At 65.5% G+C, this 18,145-nt stretch carries 17 protein-coding genes; 1 reads left to right on the plus strand and 16 read right to left on the minus strand.

Going from position 1 to position 18,145, the window contains the following annotated elements; translation table 11 throughout:
- Window positions 1-12: 12 nt before the first annotated feature.
- The 16 genes from nuoN to HNQ73_RS03225 all read right to left on the minus strand — a co-directional run bounded on the left by nuoN (window position 13) and on the right by HNQ73_RS03225 (window position 17,308).
- Window positions 13-1,458 (minus strand): NADH-quinone oxidoreductase subunit NuoN, encoded by a 1,446-nt coding sequence (gene nuoN / locus HNQ73_RS03150; RefSeq protein WP_183332118.1) that lies wholly within the window; start codon window positions 1,456-1,458, stop codon window positions 13-15.
- A gap of 10 nt (window positions 1,459-1,468) precedes the next feature.
- Window positions 1,469-2,980, minus strand: a complete 1,512-nt coding sequence (locus HNQ73_RS03155; RefSeq protein ID WP_183332120.1) for an NADH-quinone oxidoreductase subunit M — start codon at window positions 2,978-2,980, stop codon at window positions 1,469-1,471.
- A complete protein-coding gene (gene nuoL / locus HNQ73_RS03160; protein WP_183332122.1) occupies window positions 2,980-4,944 on the minus strand; it encodes an NADH-quinone oxidoreductase subunit L in 1,965 nt (654 codons plus the stop codon). The genes HNQ73_RS03155 and nuoL overlap by 1 nt, the downstream gene beginning before the upstream one ends.
- 10 nt (window positions 4,945-4,954) lie before the next feature.
- Complete coding sequence (gene nuoK, locus HNQ73_RS03165; RefSeq protein WP_183332124.1) at window positions 4,955-5,263, minus strand: NADH-quinone oxidoreductase subunit NuoK; 309 nt, start codon at window positions 5,261-5,263, stop codon at window positions 4,955-4,957.
- A gap of 20 nt (window positions 5,264-5,283) precedes the next feature.
- Window positions 5,284-5,898, minus strand: coding sequence for an NADH-quinone oxidoreductase subunit J (locus HNQ73_RS03170; RefSeq protein ID WP_183332126.1), 615 nt, complete (start codon window positions 5,896-5,898; stop codon window positions 5,284-5,286).
- A gap of 93 nt (window positions 5,899-5,991) precedes the next feature.
- Entirely contained in the window at window positions 5,992-6,480 is a 489-nt protein-coding gene (gene nuoI / locus HNQ73_RS03175) for an NADH-quinone oxidoreductase subunit NuoI (protein ID WP_183332128.1), read from the minus strand.
- Window positions 6,481-6,511: 31 nt separating this feature from the next.
- Entirely contained in the window at window positions 6,512-7,555 is a 1,044-nt protein-coding gene (nuoH, locus tag HNQ73_RS03180; protein ID WP_183332130.1) for an NADH-quinone oxidoreductase subunit NuoH, read from the minus strand.
- A 12-nt stretch (window positions 7,556-7,567) separates the two neighbouring features.
- A complete protein-coding gene (gene nuoG, locus HNQ73_RS03185; RefSeq protein WP_183332133.1) occupies window positions 7,568-9,646 on the minus strand; it encodes an NADH-quinone oxidoreductase subunit NuoG in 2,079 nt (692 codons plus the stop codon).
- A gap of 50 nt (window positions 9,647-9,696) precedes the next feature.
- On the minus strand, window positions 9,697-10,998 hold the full coding sequence (gene nuoF, locus HNQ73_RS03190) for an NADH-quinone oxidoreductase subunit NuoF (RefSeq protein ID WP_183332135.1): 1,302 nt from the start codon (window positions 10,996-10,998) through the stop codon (window positions 9,697-9,699).
- 6 nt (window positions 10,999-11,004) lie between these two features.
- On the minus strand, window positions 11,005-12,135 hold the full coding sequence (nuoE, locus tag HNQ73_RS03195; RefSeq protein ID WP_183332137.1) for an NADH-quinone oxidoreductase subunit NuoE: 1,131 nt from the start codon (window positions 12,133-12,135) through the stop codon (window positions 11,005-11,007).
- Window positions 12,135-13,064: a hypothetical protein gene (locus HNQ73_RS03200; RefSeq protein ID WP_244649774.1), complete on the minus strand. Its 930-nt coding sequence runs from the start codon at window positions 13,062-13,064 to the stop codon at window positions 12,135-12,137. The genes nuoE and HNQ73_RS03200 overlap by 1 nt, the downstream gene beginning before the upstream one ends.
- Window positions 13,064-14,254 (minus strand): NADH-quinone oxidoreductase subunit D, encoded by a 1,191-nt coding sequence (locus HNQ73_RS03205; RefSeq protein ID WP_183332139.1) that lies wholly within the window; start codon window positions 14,252-14,254, stop codon window positions 13,064-13,066. The genes HNQ73_RS03200 and HNQ73_RS03205 overlap by 1 nt, the downstream gene beginning before the upstream one ends.
- A gap of 15 nt (window positions 14,255-14,269) precedes the next feature.
- The gene (locus tag HNQ73_RS03210) at window positions 14,270-14,875 is read right to left on the minus strand and encodes an NADH-quinone oxidoreductase subunit C (protein WP_183332141.1); all 606 of its coding nucleotides are present in this window, start codon (window positions 14,873-14,875) and stop codon (window positions 14,270-14,272) included.
- A 12-nt stretch (window positions 14,876-14,887) separates the two neighbouring features.
- Entirely contained in the window at window positions 14,888-15,472 is a 585-nt protein-coding gene (locus HNQ73_RS03215; protein WP_183332143.1) for a NuoB/complex I 20 kDa subunit family protein, read from the minus strand.
- A complete protein-coding gene (locus HNQ73_RS03220; protein ID WP_183332145.1) occupies window positions 15,463-15,828 on the minus strand; it encodes an NADH-quinone oxidoreductase subunit A in 366 nt (121 codons plus the stop codon). The genes HNQ73_RS03215 and HNQ73_RS03220 overlap by 10 nt, the downstream gene beginning before the upstream one ends.
- 469 nt (window positions 15,829-16,297) lie before the next feature.
- Complete coding sequence (locus HNQ73_RS03225) at window positions 16,298-17,308, minus strand: acyltransferase family protein (protein ID WP_183332146.1); 1,011 nt, start codon at window positions 17,306-17,308, stop codon at window positions 16,298-16,300.
- A 496-nt stretch (window positions 17,309-17,804) separates the two neighbouring features.
- Here HNQ73_RS03225 and HNQ73_RS03230 point away from each other — a divergent pair, with 496 nt between their 5' ends.
- Window positions 17,805-17,978 carry an SOS response-associated peptidase family protein gene (locus tag HNQ73_RS03230; RefSeq protein WP_183332148.1) on the plus strand — a complete coding sequence of 58 codons (174 nt, stop codon included), beginning with the start codon at window positions 17,805-17,807 and terminating at the stop codon, window positions 17,976-17,978.
- Window positions 17,979-18,145: the final 167 nt, after the last annotated feature.

Below are 18,145 nucleotides of genomic sequence, written 5' to 3' on the forward strand. Positions count from 1 at the left end.
TCGCCAGCCCCGTCAGAACAGCGAGCGGGCGGCGGCCAGCGCAGCGCCGTTCAGCGGCGCGGGCGCACCGGGCAGCATCAGGATGAGGATGACGATGCTGGCAAGGGCGAAGACCACCTTCTGGCCCGCAGACATCGGCGTGAAGGCAGCGCCCGCCGGATCGTCGAAGTGCATGATCTTGACGACCCGGATGTAGTAGTAGGCGCCGATGACGCTGGCAAGCACACCGATGACCGCGAGCGTGTAGAGCTTGGCCTCGACCGCCGCGGCGAAGACGTACCACTTGGCGAGGAAGCCTGCGAGCGGCGGAATGCCGGCGAGCGAGAAGAACAGGATCGTCAGACCATAGGCCGCATAGGGCTGGGTGCGTGCAAGGCCGGCGAGGTCATCGATGCCCTCCACGGGCCCCTCCTCCCGCCGCATGGACAGGATGAAGGCAAAGGTCCCCAGCGTCATGACGAGATAGATCGCCATGTAGACGAGCACGCTCTGCACGCCTTCCGCCGTGCCTGCCGCCAGGCCGACGAGCGCATAACCCATGTGTCCGATCGACGAATAGGCCATGAGGCGCTTGATGTTGCGCTGGCCGATGGCGGCAAAGGAGCCGAGGGCCATGGAGGCGATGGCGACAAAGACGATGATCTGCCGCCACTGATCGACGATGCCCGGGAAAGCCGTGATGAACACGCGCACCAGCAGCGCCATGGCCGCCATCTTGGGCGCCGCAGCGAAGAAGGCGGCGACCGGTGTCGGCGCGCCCTCGTACACGTCCGGCGTCCACATGTGGAACGGCACGGCCGAGATCTTGAAGGCGAGGCCGGCGGCGATGAACACGAGGCCGAAGATGGCGCCGGCATGCCCCTCGCCCTGCAGGGCCTGGGCGATGCCCGCAAAGGACACCGTGCCGGTGAAGCCGTAGATCAGCGAGGCACCGTAGAGCAGCATGCCCGAGGAAAGGGCACCGAGCACGAAATACTTGAGGCCCGCCTCGCTCGAACGGGCGTTGTCACGGTCGATGGCGGCGACGACATAGAGCGCGAGACTCTGCAGCTCGAGGCCGAGGTAGAGCGCGATGAGATCGCCGGCCGAGATCATCATCATCATGCCGACAGTCGCCAGCAGGATGAGGATGGGATACTCGAAACGGTTGATGCCCGCCCGGCGCAGGAAGTCGCCCGACATCAGCAGCGCCGCGGCCGAGCCCACCAGCGTCATCACCTTGGCGAAGCGCGCGAAGGCATCGACGACGAACGAGCCGCCGAAGGTCTCCAGCCGCTCGCCCCCCTGCGTCACGACGAGGAAGCCGGCGACGAGGAGGGCAACGAACGTGAGCGCCTCGATCAGGCCCGCGGCACGCTCGCCCCTCAGCGCGCCGATGAGCACGAGAAGAAGCGCGGAGGCGGCCAGGACGATCTCCGGCAGGGCCGGAGCGAGCGCAAACATCGGGACGGCGGCCATCGGCTGAACCTCAGTGAAGCGTCAGGGCCACGGACTTGGCAGTCGCCAGCGCGGCCTGGGTGGACTTGAGCAATTCCGCCGTCGGAGCGGCGAAGACATCGAGAATGGCGCCCGGCTGCACGCCGTACCAGATCACCAGCAACATCAGCGGCACGAGCACGACCATCTCACGGGCGTTGAGATCGGGAATGGTCTTCAGGTTCTCCTTCTCGAGCTTGCCGAAGACCACGCGGCGATAGAGCCACAGGGCATAGGCCGCCGAGAAGATGACGCCAGAGGTGGCGAAGACGGCAACCCAGGTGTTGGCCTGGAACGCGCCGGCGAGCGACAGGAACTCGCCGATGAAGCCGGACGTGCCCGGCAGGCCGACGTTCGCCATGGTGAAGACCATGAACAGCACGGCATAGCGCGGCATGCGCTCCACGAGGCCGCCGTAGGCCGCGATCTCGCGGGTGTGCATGCGGTCATAGATGACGCCGACGCACAGGAAGAGCGCGCCCGAGACAAGGCCGTGACTGACCATCTGGAACATGGCGCCCTGGATGCCCTGGGTGGTCATCGTGAAGATGCCCATGGTCACGAAGCCCATGTGGGCGACGGACGAATAGGCGATGAGCTTCTTGATGTCCTCCTGCATCAGCGCGACGAGCGAGGTGTAGATAATCGCGACGACGGACAGGGCGAACACGAGGGGCGCGAAATAGGCCGACGCCTCCGGGAACATCGGGATGGAGAAGCGGATGAAACCGTAGCCGCCCATCTTGAGGAGAATGCCGGCGAGGATGACGGAACCCGCCGTCGGCGCCTCCACGTGCGCATCGGGCAGCCAGGTGTGGACCGGCCACATGGGCATCTTCACCGCGAAGGAGGCGAAGAAGGCGAGCCACAGCCACGTCTGCATCGCCGGGGCGAACTGGTGCTTGAGGAGCGCCGCGATGTCCGTCGTGCCGGCATCCCAGTACATCGCCATGATGGCGATGAGCATCAGCACCGAGCCAAGCAGCGTGTAGAGGAAGAACTTGAAGCTCGCGTAGATACGCCGCTTCCCGCCCCAGATGCCGATGATGAGGAACATCGGGATGAGGCCGGCCTCGAAGAAGAGGTAGAACAGGACGAGATCCTGCGCGACGAAGACGCCGATCATGGTCGTCTCGAGCACGAGGAAGGCGACCATGTACTCCTTCACGCGCTTCTCGATCGAGGTCCACGACGCCAGGATGCAGAACGGCATCAGGAAGGTCGTCAGCAGGACGAACGGCATCGAGAAGCCGTCCACGCCCAGCCGGAAGCGGATGGAATCCGTCAGCCAGGAATGATCCTCAGTGAGCTGGAAGGCGGCGCTCGCCGTGTCGAACCGTCCCCAGGCGACGAGCGAGAGGACGAAGGTTGCGAGCGTCGTCACCAGCGCCACGGAGCGGGCGTTGGAGCGCACCGCCTCCTCGCTGCCGCGCACCACGAGGATGATGGCGGCACCGACGAGCGGCAGGATCAGGAGACCGGAGAGGAGACCGAGGCCGAACATCAGTGCGTGCCCCCGATGAGGTACCAGGTGACGAGAGCCGCGACACCGACGAGCATCGCGAAGGCGTAGTGGAAGACGTAGCCGGTCTGCAGGCGCACAACGCGGTTCGTCACATCGACGACGCGGGCAGAGACGCCGTCCGGCCCGAAGCCGTCGATGAGCCAGCCGTCACCCTTCTTCCAGAAGACGCGGCCGAGCCACATCGCCGGGCGCACGAACAGGAAGTCGTACAGCTCGTCGAAGTACCACTTGTTGAGCAGGAACCTGTAGAGAAGCGGCTGCTGCGCGGCCAGGGCGGCCGGCATGCGCGGGTTGAGAACGTAGAACCACAGCGCGATGAGGAAGCCGAGCACCATCATCACGAAGGGCGAAGCCACAACCCAGCCCGGCACCTCGTGCATCTCGTGCAGGATGTGGTTGTTGGCACCGGTAAAGAGCGCGCCCTTCCAGAAGTTGTCGTAGTCGTGGCCGATGAAGGCTTCCTTGAAGGCGAAGCCGGCAACGACCACGCCGATTGCCAGGACGGCAAGCGGAATGAGCATGACGAGCGGGCTCTCGTGCGGCGTGTGATCGCCGTGGCCGTGCCCGTGGTCGTCATGGCCATGGCCGTGACCGGCCCAGCGCGGCTTGCCCTCGAAGGTCAGGAAGTACAGGCGCCACGAGTAGAAGGACGTGAACAGCGCCGCGATGACCGTCGCGATGAAGGCGAAGTTGGCGCCCGGCGTGTGCGAGGCATAGGCGGCCTCGATGATGGCATCCTTCGAGAAGTAGCCCGCCGTGAAGGGGAAGCCGGTCAGCGCCAGCGTGCCGATGGTCATCATGGCCGCGGTGAAGGGAATGTGCTTCCGCAGGCCGCCCATGTGACGCATGTCCTGCTCGTGGTGCATCGCATGGATGACCGAGCCGGCACCGAGGAACAGCAGCGCCTTGAAGAAGGCGTGCGTGAAGAGGTGGAACACGCCTGCCCCGTAGGCGCCGACGCCGAGCGCGACGAACATGTAGCCGAGCTGCGAGCAGGTCGAGTACGCGATGACGCGCTTGATGTCGTTCTGCACGAGGCCGACGGTCGCGGCGAAGAAGGCGGTGATGCCGCCGATCACCGTGACGACCGACAGCGCCGTCGGCGCATACTCGAACACGGGCGACATGCGCGCGACCATGAAGACGCCGGCCGTCACCATCGTCGCCGCGTGGATGAGCGCGGAGACAGGCGTCGGGCCCTCCATGGCGTCCGGCAGCCAAGTGTGCAGCAGGAACTGGGCCGACTTGCCCATGGCGCCCATAAAGAGCAGCAGGCAGGCCAGCGTCAGCGCGTGCCACTCGTGGCCGAGGAAGCGGAACGTCGCCTCGTTGAACTCCGCCACGCGCGGGAAGATGCCGTCGAAGGTGACGGCGCCGAACAGCACGAAAAGGAGGAAGATTCCGAGCAGGAAGCCGAAGTCGCCCACACGGTTGACGACGAAGGCCTTGATGGCCGCGGCATTGGCCGACGGCTTCTCGTACCAGAAGCCGATGAGCAGGTAGCTCGCCAGGCCGACGCCTTCCCAGCCGAAGAACATCTGCACCAGGTTGTCGGCCGTCACCAGCATCAGCATGGCGAAGGTGAACAGCGACAGATAGGCGAAGAAGCGCGGCCGCGACGGATCCTCGTGCATGTAGCCGATGGAGTAAAGGTGGACTAGCGAGGAGACCGTCGTCACGACGATCAGCATCACCGCCGTCAGCGTGTCGATGCGGAAGGCCCAGTCGACCGCCAGGTCGCCTGAAATGATCCAGTTGGCCACCGTGACGCGCGTCGCGCCGTCGCCGAAGGCGACATCGAAGAAGGCGATCCACGACAGGGCGCAGGAGACGAACAGGCCGGAGGTCGTGATGACCTCGCTCGCCCGCGCGCCAATGAACCGGCCGGCGAGGCCAGCGATCAGGAAGCCGGCAAGCGGCAGGAAGACGATCGCGTGATACATGATCGCGGCCTCAGCCCTTCATCATGTTGATGTCCTCAACCGCGATGGTGCCGCGGTTGCGGAAGTAGACGACGAGAATGGCAAGCCCGATGGCCGCCTCGGCGGCCGCCACGGTCAGCACGAGCAGGGCAAAGACCTGCCCGACGAGGTCGCCCAGGAAGGTGGAGAAGGCGACAAAGTTGATGTTGACCGAGAGCAGGATGAGCTCGATCGACATCAGAATGACGATGACGTTCTTGCGGTTGATGAAGATGCCAAGCACGCCGAGGGTGAACAGCACGGCGGCGACGGTGAGATAATGCGCGAGCCCGATGGTCATGTCTGTGTCTCCGGCCTCTCTCACACGCCCTCGCGGAAGGGCACCTTCCGCACTTCGATGGCGGTGTCGCGCGTGCGCGCCACCTGCCGCGCCACGTCCTGCCGCTTGACGCCAGGCTTGTGGCGCAGGGTGAGCACGATGGCGCCGATCATGGCGACGAGCAGCACGAGGCCCGATGCCTGGAAGAAGTAGAGGTAACGGGTGTAGAGCACGTGGCCGAGCGCCGCGGTGTTCGACATCTCGCTGGCGGGCGGGATGGCCGCGATCGGCGTCTTCACGAGCGCGGGGTCGATAACGAACGAGCCGACCACAAGCACGAGCTCGATGAGGAAGATGACCCCGACGAGGGCGCCCACCGGCAGATACTGCAGGAAGCCCTGGCGCAGCTCCGCGAAGTCGACGTCGAGCATCATGACGACGAAGAGGAAGAGCACTGCCACCGCGCCGACGTAGACGACAACCAGGATCATCGCCAGGAACTCGGCGCCCATCAGGATGAACAGGCCCGCCGCGTTGACGAAGGCGAGGATCAGGAAGAGCACCGAATGCACGGGGTTGCGCGAGGCAATGACCATGAAGGCCGAGGCCACGCACACGCACGAAAAGAGATAGAAGAAGGCCGCTGCGACCGTCATGCCCCGTATCCCGTCCTGTCGCCCGTGGGGCCCCGCCCCCCAGGCATGGCGTCTATAGACACCGAATCCCTCACGAACAACCTCACCGGACCGTCACCTGTAGGGCGCGTCCATCGCGATGTTGCGGGCGATTTCGCGCTCCCAGCGCGCCCCGTTATCCAGGAGCCGCTGCTTGTCGTAGTAGAGCTCCTCGCGCGTCTCCACCGCGAACTCGAAGTTCGGCCCCTCGACAATGGCGTCCACCGGGCAGGCCTCCTGGCAGAAGCCGCAGTAGATGCACTTCACCATGTCGATGTCGTAGCGCGTCGTGCGGCGCGTGCCGTCGTTGCGACGCGGCCCGGCCTCGATGGTGATGGCCTGGGCAGGGCAGATCGCCTCGCACAGCTTGCACGCGATGCAGCGCTCCTCGCCGTTGGGATAACGGCGCAGGGCGTGCTCGCCGCGGAAGCGCGGGCTCAGGATTCCCTTCTCGAAGGGATAGTTGATCGTCGCCTTCGGCTTGAAGAAGTAGCGCATCGACAGGAAGAACGCCGATACGAACTCCTTCAGGAAGAGCGACTTTGCGGCCTGATCGAGCCTCATGATCCGGCTCCGTCCCTTTCTCTTGCCGGCCTCACGAGGCCGGAGCCCATCCCGTGACCTGCAGCACAGCCGCAACGACGATTACGGCAGCGAGCGAGATCGGCAGAAACACCTTCCAGCCAAGACGCATCAGCTGGTCGTAGCGGTAGCGCGGCACCATCGCCTTCACCATGGCGAACATGAAGAAGACGAAGCAAACCTTGACGACGAACCACACCACGCCGGGGATCCACGTGAACGGCGGCAGAGCCACCGGCGCCGTCCAGCCGCCGAGGAAGAGGATCGTGGTCAGCGAGCACATCGTCATGATCGCCACGTACTCGCCGAGCATGAACAGGAGGTACGGCGTCGACGAGTATTCTACCATGAAGCCGGCCACCAGCTCCGATTCCGCCTCCGGCAGGTCAAACGGCGGGCGGTTCGTCTCGGCCAGCGCCGAGATGAAGAAGATGACGAACATCGGGAACAGCGGCAGCCAGTACCAGTTCAGCACCGTCAGCCACGGCACGCCGAGCAGCGTCGCAAGCCCCCTCGTCTCCTGCGCGCGCACGATCTCGGTGAGGTTCAGCGAGCCGACGCACAGCAGCACGGTGATGATGACGAAGCCGATGGAGACCTCGTAGGAAACCATCTGGGCCGCCGAGCGCAGCGCACCGAGGAAGGGGTACTTCGAGTTCGACGCCCAGCCTCCCATCAGGATGCCGTAGACCCCGAGCGAGGAGATGGCGAGGATGTAGAGGATGCCGACGTTGATGTCGGCGATCGCCCAGCCGTCGGCCACCGGGATGACGGCCCAGGAAGCCAGCGCCAGTACGCAGGTGACGAGCGGCGCCAGCAGGAACAGCCCCTTGTTGGCGCCAGCCGGGATGACCGGCTCCTTCAGCACGAACTTCAGAAGGTCGGCGAAGGACTGCAACAGCCCCCACGGCCCCACCACGTTCGGACCGCGGCGCAGCTGCACCGCCGCCCAGATCTTGCGGTCGGCGTAAAGGATGTAGGCGATGAAAACGAGCAGCGCGACCAGCAGGAGCAGGCTCTTGCCGAGAATGATCGCAACCGTGGTCAGCCATTCCATCGGGTGTGGTCCTTACTCTGCAGCCTGCTTCAGCGCGCCGCTCGCGAGAGCCGAGCACTCGGCCATGACGGCAGACGCGCGCGCAACGGGGTTGGTGAGATAGAAATCGACGATGGGCGAAGCGAACGGCGCCTCCGAGAGCGCCCCTCCCTTGCCCGCGAGCGCCTCGAGAGCGGCCGGATCCGCCGGCGCGATCTCGCCGATGGCGGCCAGATGCGGATACGCCGCGAACAGTTGCTCGCGCAGCGCCGCCAGCGAGTCGAACGGCAGTCGCTTGCCGAGCACGTCGGACAGCGCACGCAGGATCGCCCAGTCCTCCCGTGCCTCTCCGGGCGGGAACACGGCCCGGTTGGCGAGCTGCGGGCGGCCTTCGGTATTGACGTAGATGCCCGACTTCTCCGTGTAGGCCGCGCCGGGCAGGATGACGTCGGCCCGGTGGGCACCACGGTCGCCATGCGTTCCCTGGTAGACGACGAAGACGCCTTCCGGCACGTCGATCTCGTCCGCACCGAGCAGGAACAGGACATCGAGCGCCCCCGGCGCCAGCATGCCCGCCACGTCGAGGCCGTCGGCCTTCGGCGTGAAGCCGAGGTCAAGCGCACCGACGCGCGCCGCGGCCGTGTGCAGCACCGAGAAGCCGTTCCAGCCCTCGCCGACCGCGCCGACGGCCTTGGCGAGCTTCGCCGCCGTGGCGAGCACGGCCAGGCCGTCCTCGCGCGTCAGGGCCCCCTGCCCCACGATGATGAGAGGCCGCTCGGCCTTGCTCAGCACCTCGAAGAAGGCGCCCTTGCCGGCCGCCAGGTCCGCCAGCGTCTGCGGGCCGGCGCCGAGATAGGCGTAGTCATAGGTCAGGTCGACATTCTCGCCGATCACGCCGATGGGCGTGCGCATCTGGCGCCAGCCCTTGCGGATGCGGGCGTTGAGAACCGGCGCCTCCTTGCGCGGGTTGGTGCCGACGAGCAGCACCGCATCGGCATCCTCAATGCCAGCGATGGTGCTGTTGAAGACATAGGTCGCACGGCCAAGCGTCGGGTCGAGCCGCGTGCCATCCTGGCGGCAGTCGATGCTGGCGACGCCGAGGCTCTCCATCAGGAGCTTGAGGGCGAAGGTCTCCTCGACGGCGGCAAGGTCGCCGACGATGGCGCCGATGCGCTCGCTCTTCGTCGCCCCCACCTTGCTGGCGATGGTCGCGAAGGCCTCATTCCAGCTCGCCGGGCGCAGACGGCCGTTCTCCCGCACGTAGGGGCGGTCGAGACGCTGGGTCCTGAGGCCGTCCCAGACGAAACGCGTCTTGTCCGAGATCCACTCCTCGTTGATGAACTCGTTGACGCGCGGCAGGAAGCGCATGACCTCGCGGCCGCGCGAGTCGACGCGGATGGCCGAGCCGAGGGCATCCATCACGTCGATGGATTCGGTCTTCGCAAGCTCCCAGGGCCGGGCCTTGAAGGAGTAGGGCTTGGAGGTCAGCGCGCCCACGGGGCACAGGTCGATCACGTTGCCCTGAAGCTCCGAGCGCATGGCGTGCTCGAGATAGGTGGTGATCTCCATGTCCTCGCCGCGGCCGATGGCGCCGAGGTCCGGCACGCCGGCGACCTCGGTGGTGAAGCGGACGCAGCGGGTGCAGTGGATGCACCGGTTCATCGAGGTGCGGACCAGCGGGCCGATGTACTTGTCCTCGACGGCGCGCTTGTTCTCGGCGAAACGCGAGGAGTCGACGCCGTAGGCCATGGCCTGATCCTGCAGGTCACACTCGCCGCCCTGGTCGCAGATCGGGCAATCGAGCGGGTGGTTGATGAGCAGGAACTCCATCACCCCCTCGCGCGCCTTCTTGACGAGAGGCGTGCGGGTGTTGACCACCGGCGGCTCGCCGTTGGGGCCGGGCCTGAGGTCGCGCACCGACATGGCGCAGGAGGCGACGGGCTTCGGCGAGCCCTTCACCTCTACGAGGCACATGCGGCAGTTGCCGGCGATCGACAGGCGCTCGTGGAAGCAGAAGCGCGGCACCTCCGCGCCCGCCTCCTCGCAGGCCTGCAGGATGGTGAACTCCGCAGGCACCTCGATCTCGTTGCCGTCGACGATGAGCTTGGCCATCGCTACTTCGTCCTTTCCCGTCCGGCGGCGAGCCACCCGGACGTGATCAATCACTCAGCTGCCTGCAGAACCGCATCCGAATGCGGGTTGGCCGCATACTCGTCGATGCGCTTCTCGATCTCGTGGCGGAAATGGCGGATGAGGCCCTGCACCGGCCAGGCCGCCGCGTCGCCCAGCGCGCAAATGGTGTGGCCCTCGACCTGATGGGTCACGTCAAGCAGCATGTCGATCTCGCGCTTGTGGGCCCGGCCTTCCGCCATACGCGACAGCACGCGCCACATCCAGCCCGTGCCCTCGCGGCAGGGCGTGCACTGGCCGCAGCTCTCGTGCTTGTAGAAGTAGCTGAGCCGCGCGATCGCCCGCACGATGTCGGTGGACTTGTCCATGACGATGACTGCCGCCGTGCCGAGGCCGGACTTCAGGTTCCGCAGGGAATCGAAGTCCATCGGGCAGTCGATGATCTGCTCGGCCGGCACGCACGGCACGGAGGAGCCCCCGGGGATGACCGCGAGCAGGTTGTCCCAGCCGCCGCGGATGCCGCCGCAGTGCCGGTCGATGAGTTCGCGGAAGGTGATGCCCATCTCCTCTTCCACGTTGCACGGCTTGTTCACGTGGCCGGAGATGCAGAAGAGCTTCGTGCCCGCGTTGTTCGGCCGGCCGAGGCTGGCGAACCAGGAGGCGCCACGGCGCAGGATGGTACCGGCGACCGCGATCGACTCGACGTTGTTGACCGTCGTCGGGCAGCCGTAGAGGCCCATGTTGGCCGGGAACGGCGGCTTCAGCCGCGGCATGCCCTTCTTGCCCTCGAGGCTCTCGAGCAGCGCGGTCTCCTCGCCGCAGATGTAGGCGCCGGCACCATGGTGCACGTAGAGGTCGAAGGGATAGTCGTGAATGTTGTTCTTGCCGATGAGGCGCGCCTCGTAGGCCTCGTCCACCGCCCGCTGCAGCGCCTCACGCTCGGCGATGTACTCGCCGCGGATGTAGATGTAGGCCGCGTGCGCCCCCATGGCGAAGGATGCGATCAGGCACCCCTCGATGAGCAGGTGCGGATCATGGCGCATGATCTCGCGGTCCTTGCAGGTGCCCGGCTCGGACTCGTCGGCGTTGACGACGAGATAGTGCGGACGCCCGTCGGACTGCTTGGGCATGAACGACCACTTGAGGCCCGTGGGGAAACCGGCGCCGCCGCGCCCGCGCAGGCCCGACTTCTTCATCTCCTCGATGATCCAGTCGCGCCCCTGCTGCAGGAGGAACTTGGTGCCGTCCCACGCGCCGCGCTTTTTCGCGGCTTCGAGGCCGGGGCTGTGCAGCCCGTAGAGATTGGTGAAAATGCGGTCCTTGTCAGACAGCATGGCCGCTCACTCCTCCGGCTTCTCGCCGACGTCGCTCGCCGGGCGCCAGCCCGTGGCGAGCTTCTTGGCCTGCTCGATCCACTTGTCACGCACCGCGCGCCCGCGGAAGGCGCCCAGATGCTGGTCAACCCACGCGAGATTCATCTCGTTCCAGGAGGCGATCTGATCGAAGTGGTAGATGCCGAGCTCGTTCAGCATGGCAGCGAGCTTCGGCCCGACGCCATAGATGAGCTTGAGGTCGTCCGGCCCCTCGTCGCGCGGCTTGGAAAGCAGCGCGGGCTTGTGCTCGTCGGGGACCACCGGGGCGGCATCATCCTTTGCCCCCTGGGCGATGGGCGCCTTGCCCTCGGCCACGCGCACCTCAGGACGATCCGAAGCCTTCTCCTCAGGGCGCGTCTCCTTCGGCTTGGCGGGCTCCGGCGTCTGGGCAGCAGACGGCGCGGCGGCGGCCGCCTCCGCCTCGGCGCGGGCCTTCTCGGCCGCCTCGGCCTCGAAGCGCTTGCGCCAGGCGCCGAGCTGCGAGCCATCGTAGAGCGACGGGTCGCTCAGCGTCGTGATTGCGCCTTCCGGCTCGGACGCGCGCCGGCCGTTCTGCGGACCGGGCTTCACCGGGCGTCCGGCTGCGAGATCGTCGAGGAGCTTCTCGAGCGTCTCGGGCGTCAGGTCCTCGTAGTAGTCGTTGTTGATCTGGGCCATCGGCGCGTTGCAGCACGCCCCGAGGCACTCGACCTCCATCCACGAGAACTTGCCGTCGGCCGTGACGTGCTTCTCCTCGCCGATCTTGCGCTTGAGCACTTCCTTGAGCTTTTCGGCGCCGCGCAGCATGCAGGGCGTCGTGCCGCAAAGCTGCACGAAATGCTTCCCGACCGGCTCGAGGTTGAACATCGTGTAGAACGTCGCGACCTCCAGCACCCGGATGTAGGGCATCTTGAGAAGGTCGGCGACGGCGCGGATCGCCGGCTCAGGCAGCCAGCCGCCGGACTGTTCCTGTGCCTTCCACAGCAGGGCGATCACCGCCGAGGCCTGCCGGCCTTCGGGGTATTTCGCGATCTGCTGCCCGGCCCAGATCGCGTTCTCCGCCGTGAAGGCGAAGCTGTCGGGCTGGAGTTCCTTGGGGGCGAGACGACGAACAGCCATCAGATCCGCCTGTCCTTGAGCTTCACATAGGTCAGGCGCGCCGGCGAGTAGCCGGTCACGCCGTGGAGATCGTCAATGTGGCGCACGGTCTCGACCCGCGCGCGGACGGCCTCGACGACGGAGGGGTCCGCCTCGTAGACGAACTCACGCCCGTTGCGCAGCCAGCGCACCGGCTCCGTCGGAATGTCGTCGAGCACCATGTCGACGGTGGGGTACGCCGGGCCACCGTGGGAATGGATGCGGTGGGCCGCGGTGTTGTCGTCGAAGACGAGATGCCGCAGGCCGCGCTTCTCCGCCTCGATGATCCGCCGCGCCTGGTCGATGTGATCGTCGAAGAAGGCGAGCGCGCGCGACAGGTCAATGCCACCGAAGTCGAAGCCGGACCAGTCGGCCTCGTAATAGATCGCCGACGGATCCCGATGCTGCAGGTTGGAGAAGACCGCATCGAAGCAGAAGATCCGCGCCTCGGGACAGGCCTTGCGCAGCACCCAGGTGGTGAGTCCCCGGAAGACGCCCGACTCGATGATCACATCCGGCTGCAGCACCCGTGCGACCACGAAGAGCTCAAGGGCGCCGTTGAAGCCGTTGCCACCGTGCTTCTGGCGCACCGGGCAGGACCTGATCTCGTCATAGAAGGAGCGCACCAGCCCTTCCATGTCCGCCGGCACCGGAAGCCCGGCGGCTTCCAGGTCGACGGCGATATGGTGGGCGGCGCCGCGCACGAGGCGGTCCACCTCGCGGCGCGACAGGGGCCGGTGCTCCCACTCCGGCACGGCCGGCAGAAGGTCGTAGCCGAGGCGCGTGAACAGCGGGCCCAGCACGCGCCGGCGCAGCGGCTCCAGCACCTTGCGGCGCGTCCGCTCCGAAGGCATCCAGCGGGGCGCGCAGGCCACCTCGCCCGTTCCCTCTATGGCCGGTGCCGAGACCATCAGCGATCGACCTCGCCGAACACGATGTCGAGCGAGCCGAGCACTGCCGAGACGTCGGCCAGCATGTGACCGCGGCACAGGAAGTCCATGGCCTGCAGGTGGGCGAATCCCGGAGCCCTGATCTTGCAGCGGTACGGCTTGTTGGTGCCGTCCGACACGAGATAGACGCCGAACTCGCCCTTGGGCGCCTCGACGGCGGCGTAGACCTCGCCCGCGGGGACGTGGTAGCCCTCGGTATAGAGCTTGAAGTGGTGGATGAGCGCTTCCATCGAGCGCTTCATCTCGCTGCGCTTGGGCGGCACGATCTTGTGATCGGTGGCGGAAACCGGGCCCTGCCCCTCTGGCGAGCGCAGCTTCTCGAGGCACTGCTTCATGATGCGCACGGACTGGCGCATCTCCTCCATGCGGATGCAGTAGCGGTCGTAGCAGTCGCCGTTCTTGCCGACGGGGATGTCGAACTCCAGCTCCTCGTAGCATTCATAGGGCTGCGCCTTGCGCAGATCCCATGCCGCGCCGGAGCCGCGCACCATGACGCCGGAGAAGCCCCACTTCCAGCACTCCTCCAGCGTCACAACGCCGATGTCGACATTGCGCTGCTTGAAGATTCGGTTGTCCGTCAGCAGCCCCTCCAGATCGTCGAGGACCTTGAGAAAGGGGTCGCAGAAGTCCCAGATGTCATCGAGGAGCTTGTTGGGCAGGTCCTGGTGCACGCCGCCCGGCCGGAAATAGGCCGCATGCATGCGCGCGCCCGAGGCCCGCTCGTAGAAGATCATCAGCTTCTCGCGTTCCTCGAAGCCCCAGAGCGGCGGCGTGAGCGCGCCGACGTCCATGGCCTGCGTGGTGACGTTGAGAAGGTGCGAGAGAAGGCGCCCGATCTCCGAATAGAGCACACGGATAAGCTGGCCGCGCTTGGGCACCGTGATGCCGAGCAGCCGCTCGACGGCGAGCGCGTAGGCGTGCTCCTGGTTCATCGGCGCGACGTAGTCGAGCCGGTCGAAATAGGGCACCGCCTGCAGGTAGGTCTTGGCCTCGATCAGCTTCTCCGTGCCGCGGTGCAGCAGGCCGATGTGCGGGTCGACGCGCTCCACCACCTCGCCGTCGAGCTCGAGGACAAGGCGCAGAACGCCGTGCGCCGCCGGATGCTGCGGGCCGAAGTTGATCGAGAAATTGCGGATCTGATGTTCGCCCAAGGCGCCCTCTCCCGCTCAGTTGGCCTTGGCCTTCTCGTCGCCGGGCAGCACGTACTCGGTGCCCTCCCAAGGCGAGAGAAAGTCGAAGTTGCGGAATTCCTGGTTGAGCCGCACCGGCTCGTAGACCACCCGCTTTTCCTCGTCGTCGTAGCGCACCTCGACGAAGCCCGTGAGCGGGAAGTCCTTGCGCAGCGGATGCCCCTCGAAGCCGTAGTCGGTGAGGATGCGACGCAGGTCCGGATGGCCGGAGAACAGGATGCCATAGAGGTCGTAGGCCTCGCGCTCGTACCAGTTGGCAGCCGGAAAGACGCCGGTCGCCGACGGCACGGGCGTCGTCTCGTCCGTCTCCACCTTCACGCGGATGCGCACATTGTGGTGCGGCGACAGCAGGTGGTAGACGACGTCGAAGCGCTTCTCGCGCGCCGGATAGTCGACGCCACACAGGTCGATGAAGCAGACGAAGCGGCAGCGGGCGTCGTCGCGCAGGAAGGTCAGGACACGGACGATCTCGCCCGCCTCGGCGCGGATGGTCAGCTCGCCGAGGCCCACGTCCGCCGCCTTCGCCGCCCCCGGCAGCGAGGCGAGGATATGTTCACCGAGCTCAGTCAGGTTGACGCTCATCGCCTTCACCCCTCAGCGCTCGATGGTGCCGGTACGGCGGATCTTCTTCTGCAGAAGAAGGATGCCGTAGAGCAGCGCTTCCGCGGTGGGCGGGCAGCCAGGGACATAGATGTCCACCGGCACCACGCGGTCGCAGCCGCGCACAACCGAATAGGAATAGTGGTAGTAGCCGCCGCCGTTGGCGCAGGAACCCATGGAGATGACGTAGCGCGGCTCCGGCATCTGGTCATAGACCTTGCGCAGGGCCGGCGCCATCTTGTTGGTGAGCGTGCCGGCGACGATCATGACGTCCGACTGGCGCGGGCTGGCGCGCGGAGCGAAGCCGAAGCGCTCCACGTCGTAGCGCGGCATCGACAGCTGCATCATCTCCACGGCGCAGCAAGCCAGACCAAAGGTCATCCACATCAGCGAGCCGGTGCGGGCCCACTGGATGAGCTCGTCCGTCGAGGTGACGAGGAAGCCCTTGTCGGCCAGCTCGTCATTGAGGCCGAGGAAGAAGGAATCATCCGAGCCGACGGGCTTGCCGGTGCGCGGGTCGATGATGCCCCTGGCCGCCGGAGCGACGGCCGGGCCGTTCGCTTCGCCGATCAATCCCATTCGAGGGCTCCCTTTCTCCACTCGTAGATAAAGCCGACGGTCAGGACGCCGAGGAACAGCATCATGGACCAGAAGCCGAACCAGCCGAGATCGCCGAAGGCCACAGCCCACGGGAAGAGGAAGGCGACCTCGAGATCGAAGATGATGAAGAGGATGGCGACGAGATAGAATCGCACATCGAACTTCATGCGCGCGTCATCGAACGCGTTGAAGCCGCACTCGTAGGCCGACAGCTTCTCGGCGTCCGGCCGCGAATATGCCACGATGAACGGCGACACAAGCAGCGCCAGCCCGATCACCAGCGACACACCGATGAAGATGACGAGCGGCAGATAGTCGGCAAGAAGGCTCTGCATCCGGCACCCGCGTTGTCGTGGCCCGTCGCCGGGACGGCGGGCTCTTGAACGGATTTCTCGCTCAGCACGAAAGCGATCCGGCGAGAAGCGGCGAAAAACGTCCGCGATCAGCTACCTTGGACCGTTTCGCATGTGCGCGCGAGGCTTATCGCAGGCGATCGGCAGGCGCAAGTGCTGCGGTGCCGCATACCAGCCATGTTCCCGGTTTTCGAGCAGCGGGGCGCAACGCTCGCGCAACCGTTGTCCCCTGTGGTCCGCTCGATCCTCCCCAGCCGCCGGTGCGGATGGGACATTTCGGCACGGCGCCACCCTACAAGAGCCGCTCACCATGGCAAGAAGGCGGCGCGTTGGCATCTGGACGGTGGAAACAGGCATCCGGCATCACCGCCCTTTGCCCGCGAAATACCGGTCTGGCACCTTGCGGCCGTATTGCTGCGGACGGGATTTCTGCCCCCTCCAAAAAGCCCAGCTACTTCCTGAGCGACCGGATGGCGCTTCGACACGGCCTCTCAATGAAGTGATACGATGCAAGCGCAATCACCAGCGTGCCCACGATCACAGCGGGAAACAGCGCGAGGCCGTCAAGACCGGTATTCTTGCGGATCGCGTGGAGCACCAGCGGATGCAGGAGGTAGACCGAATACGAAATATCCCCCTGCAGGCTGAGAAGCCGCGCTCCGAGCACCTTTTGTGCGAGCGACGAATAGCACGCGGCGGCGCAGACCGTGGTCGCCATCAGGAGCGAGGCCTGGCCGCTCCAGCTTCCCAGCCCTGTCCCGAACAGAGCGCGATAGTTTCCGGGGATCAGCAGGATAATCCCTGCCACCACAAGTGTCGCTCCGAAGACCGACGCCACTCCGTCATCTTCAGGCGGAGCGGCTCGATAAACCTCTGCGATCACCAGGCCGCTGAAGAAGAATGCCACATACCGCGGCAAATCGTTGCCCCATGGAAGCGGCTTATACATCGTCGCCACGACCGCCAGCCATAGCGCTGCTATGGACATCAAATAGGCCGCCCGACTTCTGCCCCGCACCAGCCAGAGAAGGACGAACAGACTATAGAATGTCACCTCGACGGGTATCGTCCAAAGGACACTCTGCCCACGAATAAAAAATACATGCTCCCATATGTTCTTTATAGTTACATTGTATACATGCACATATGGCATCAAAAAGGGAAATTTTTCGTTCACAACGAAGCTGAACAGCACCACCGCGAAGTACAACGGAAAAACGCGGGCAATGCGAGCAACCACGAAGTCTGCGATGGCCGGGCGTTCCGGAGGGACAGATGCATAGAGCAGCCCCATCAGGAAACCGCTCAACACGAAAAAGATCATAACGCCGGCCGCCCCAGCCCCAGAGAGGACGAGCAGCGGCTGCGGCAGCAAATTGTTGGTATGCGACAGCACAACCAGCCACGCGGCAATGCCGCGCAGCCCGTCCAATGCTGCGATGTGTGGTCGTGCCCCCTGCATCGGTCGCCAAGCTAGCGGAGTGATCTTGCGAACGCCAGTATCGATGCCAGCGAGGTTGCGCCTCTCACTAGTCGGTCGCTCAAATCAAGGCTGTCTCGCGGCGCGTCTCGACATCGCTTTTGCCAGCTCGGCGAGGCGGCGGTCCTCGCCAGCCGTCTCCACGAACTCCAAACGCCTGGTTACCCAGCCGATTCCCCAAAACGCCATGCAGGTCGGAAGATGCCGGGAGCCCGGTGAGGAAACGGCTCTGGGCACAAAAGCCCGAACCCGCCTGCCGAGTTCAGGCCGGCCCCGAACGGGGCAACTTCTCAAGGCTTGGAAATGCAAGGAGGAAAGTGGCGGGAGTGACGGGGCTCGAACCCGCGGCCTCCGGCGTGACAGGCCGTATTATATATAAGGACTCGCAATGTGAGTTCAGACTCTGATGCCGTCGATATGGCACTGATTCGGGGCAAAAGTCTGAACTGCCCCGCGGGCCTCACCGGAGTTGCCGCCCATGTGCAACCTTTACAATGTCCGGAGCAACCGCGAGGCGATCATCGACCTGACCCGAGGCATGGTCGACCGCACCGGCTGGAACGAGCCCTCTCGCGATGTCTATCCCGGCATGCTCGCACCCATCGTCCGCGTCGGCGCAGACAGCCAGCGGGAGATGGTCATGGCGACCTAGGGGATGCCCTCGCCGCCCGCCTACGTCAAAACCTATGATGATGTCCCGGGGCGTGGTGTAGCAGGATAGCGGCGGTCACCAGTGTTTTTCCGGTAGGGTCGGGTTGTTCAAGCTCAACCTGATGGAAAGTCCACCGATGACCGACGATATGATGAACCTGCGCTCGC

This window comes from Chelatococcus composti (assembly GCF_014201415.1).
In the GTDB taxonomy this organism is placed as follows: Bacteria; Pseudomonadota; Alphaproteobacteria; order Rhizobiales; family Beijerinckiaceae; genus Chelatococcus_A; species Chelatococcus_A composti.

Coding starts and splice junctions, on each gene's coding strand:
- nuoN (WP_183332118.1), bottom strand. CDS start 1,458: ATGGCCGCCGTCCCGATGTTTGCGCTCGCTCCGGCCCTGCCGGAGATC.
- HNQ73_RS03155 (WP_183332120.1), bottom strand. CDS start 2,980: ATGTTCGGCCTCGGTCTCCTCTCCGGTCTCCTGATCCTGCCGCTCGTC.
- nuoL (WP_183332122.1), bottom strand. CDS start 4,944: ATGTATCACGCGATCGTCTTCCTGCCGCTTGCCGGCTTCCTGATCGCT.
- nuoK (WP_183332124.1), bottom strand. CDS start 5,263: ATGACCATCGGGCTCGCGCATTATCTCACCGTCGCCGCCGTGCTGTTC.
- HNQ73_RS03170 (WP_183332126.1), bottom strand. CDS start 5,898: ATGACGGTCGCAGCGGCCTTCTTCTATCTCTTTTCGTGCGTGTGCGTG.
- nuoI (WP_183332128.1), bottom strand. CDS start 6,480: ATGAGGCTCGATCAGGCCGCAAAGTCGCTCTTCCTGAAGGAGTTCGTA.
- nuoH (WP_183332130.1), bottom strand. CDS start 7,555: ATGGAATGGCTGACCACGGTTGCGATCATTCTCGGCAAGAGCCTGCTC.
- nuoG (WP_183332133.1), bottom strand. CDS start 9,646: ATGGCCAAGCTCATCGTCGACGGCAACGAGATCGAGGTGCCTGCGGAG.
- nuoF (WP_183332135.1), bottom strand. CDS start 10,998: ATGCTGTCTGACAAGGACCGCATTTTCACCAATCTCTACGGGCTGCAC.
- nuoE (WP_183332137.1), bottom strand. CDS start 12,135: ATGGCTGTTCGTCGTCTCGCCCCCAAGGAACTCCAGCCCGACAGCTTC.
- HNQ73_RS03200 (WP_244649774.1), bottom strand. CDS start 13,064: ATGGTCTCGGCACCGGCCATAGAGGGAACGGGCGAGGTGGCCTGCGCG.
- HNQ73_RS03210 (WP_183332141.1), bottom strand. CDS start 14,875: ATGAGCGTCAACCTGACTGAGCTCGGTGAACATATCCTCGCCTCGCTG.
- HNQ73_RS03215 (WP_183332143.1), bottom strand. CDS start 15,472: ATGGGATTGATCGGCGAAGCGAACGGCCCGGCCGTCGCTCCGGCGGCC.
- HNQ73_RS03220 (WP_183332145.1), bottom strand. CDS start 15,828: ATGCAGAGCCTTCTTGCCGACTATCTGCCGCTCGTCATCTTCATCGGT.
- HNQ73_RS03225 (WP_183332146.1), bottom strand. CDS start 17,308: ATGCAGGGGGCACGACCACACATCGCAGCATTGGACGGGCTGCGCGGC.
- HNQ73_RS03230 (WP_183332148.1), top strand. CDS start 17,805: ATGTGCAACCTTTACAATGTCCGGAGCAACCGCGAGGCGATCATCGAC.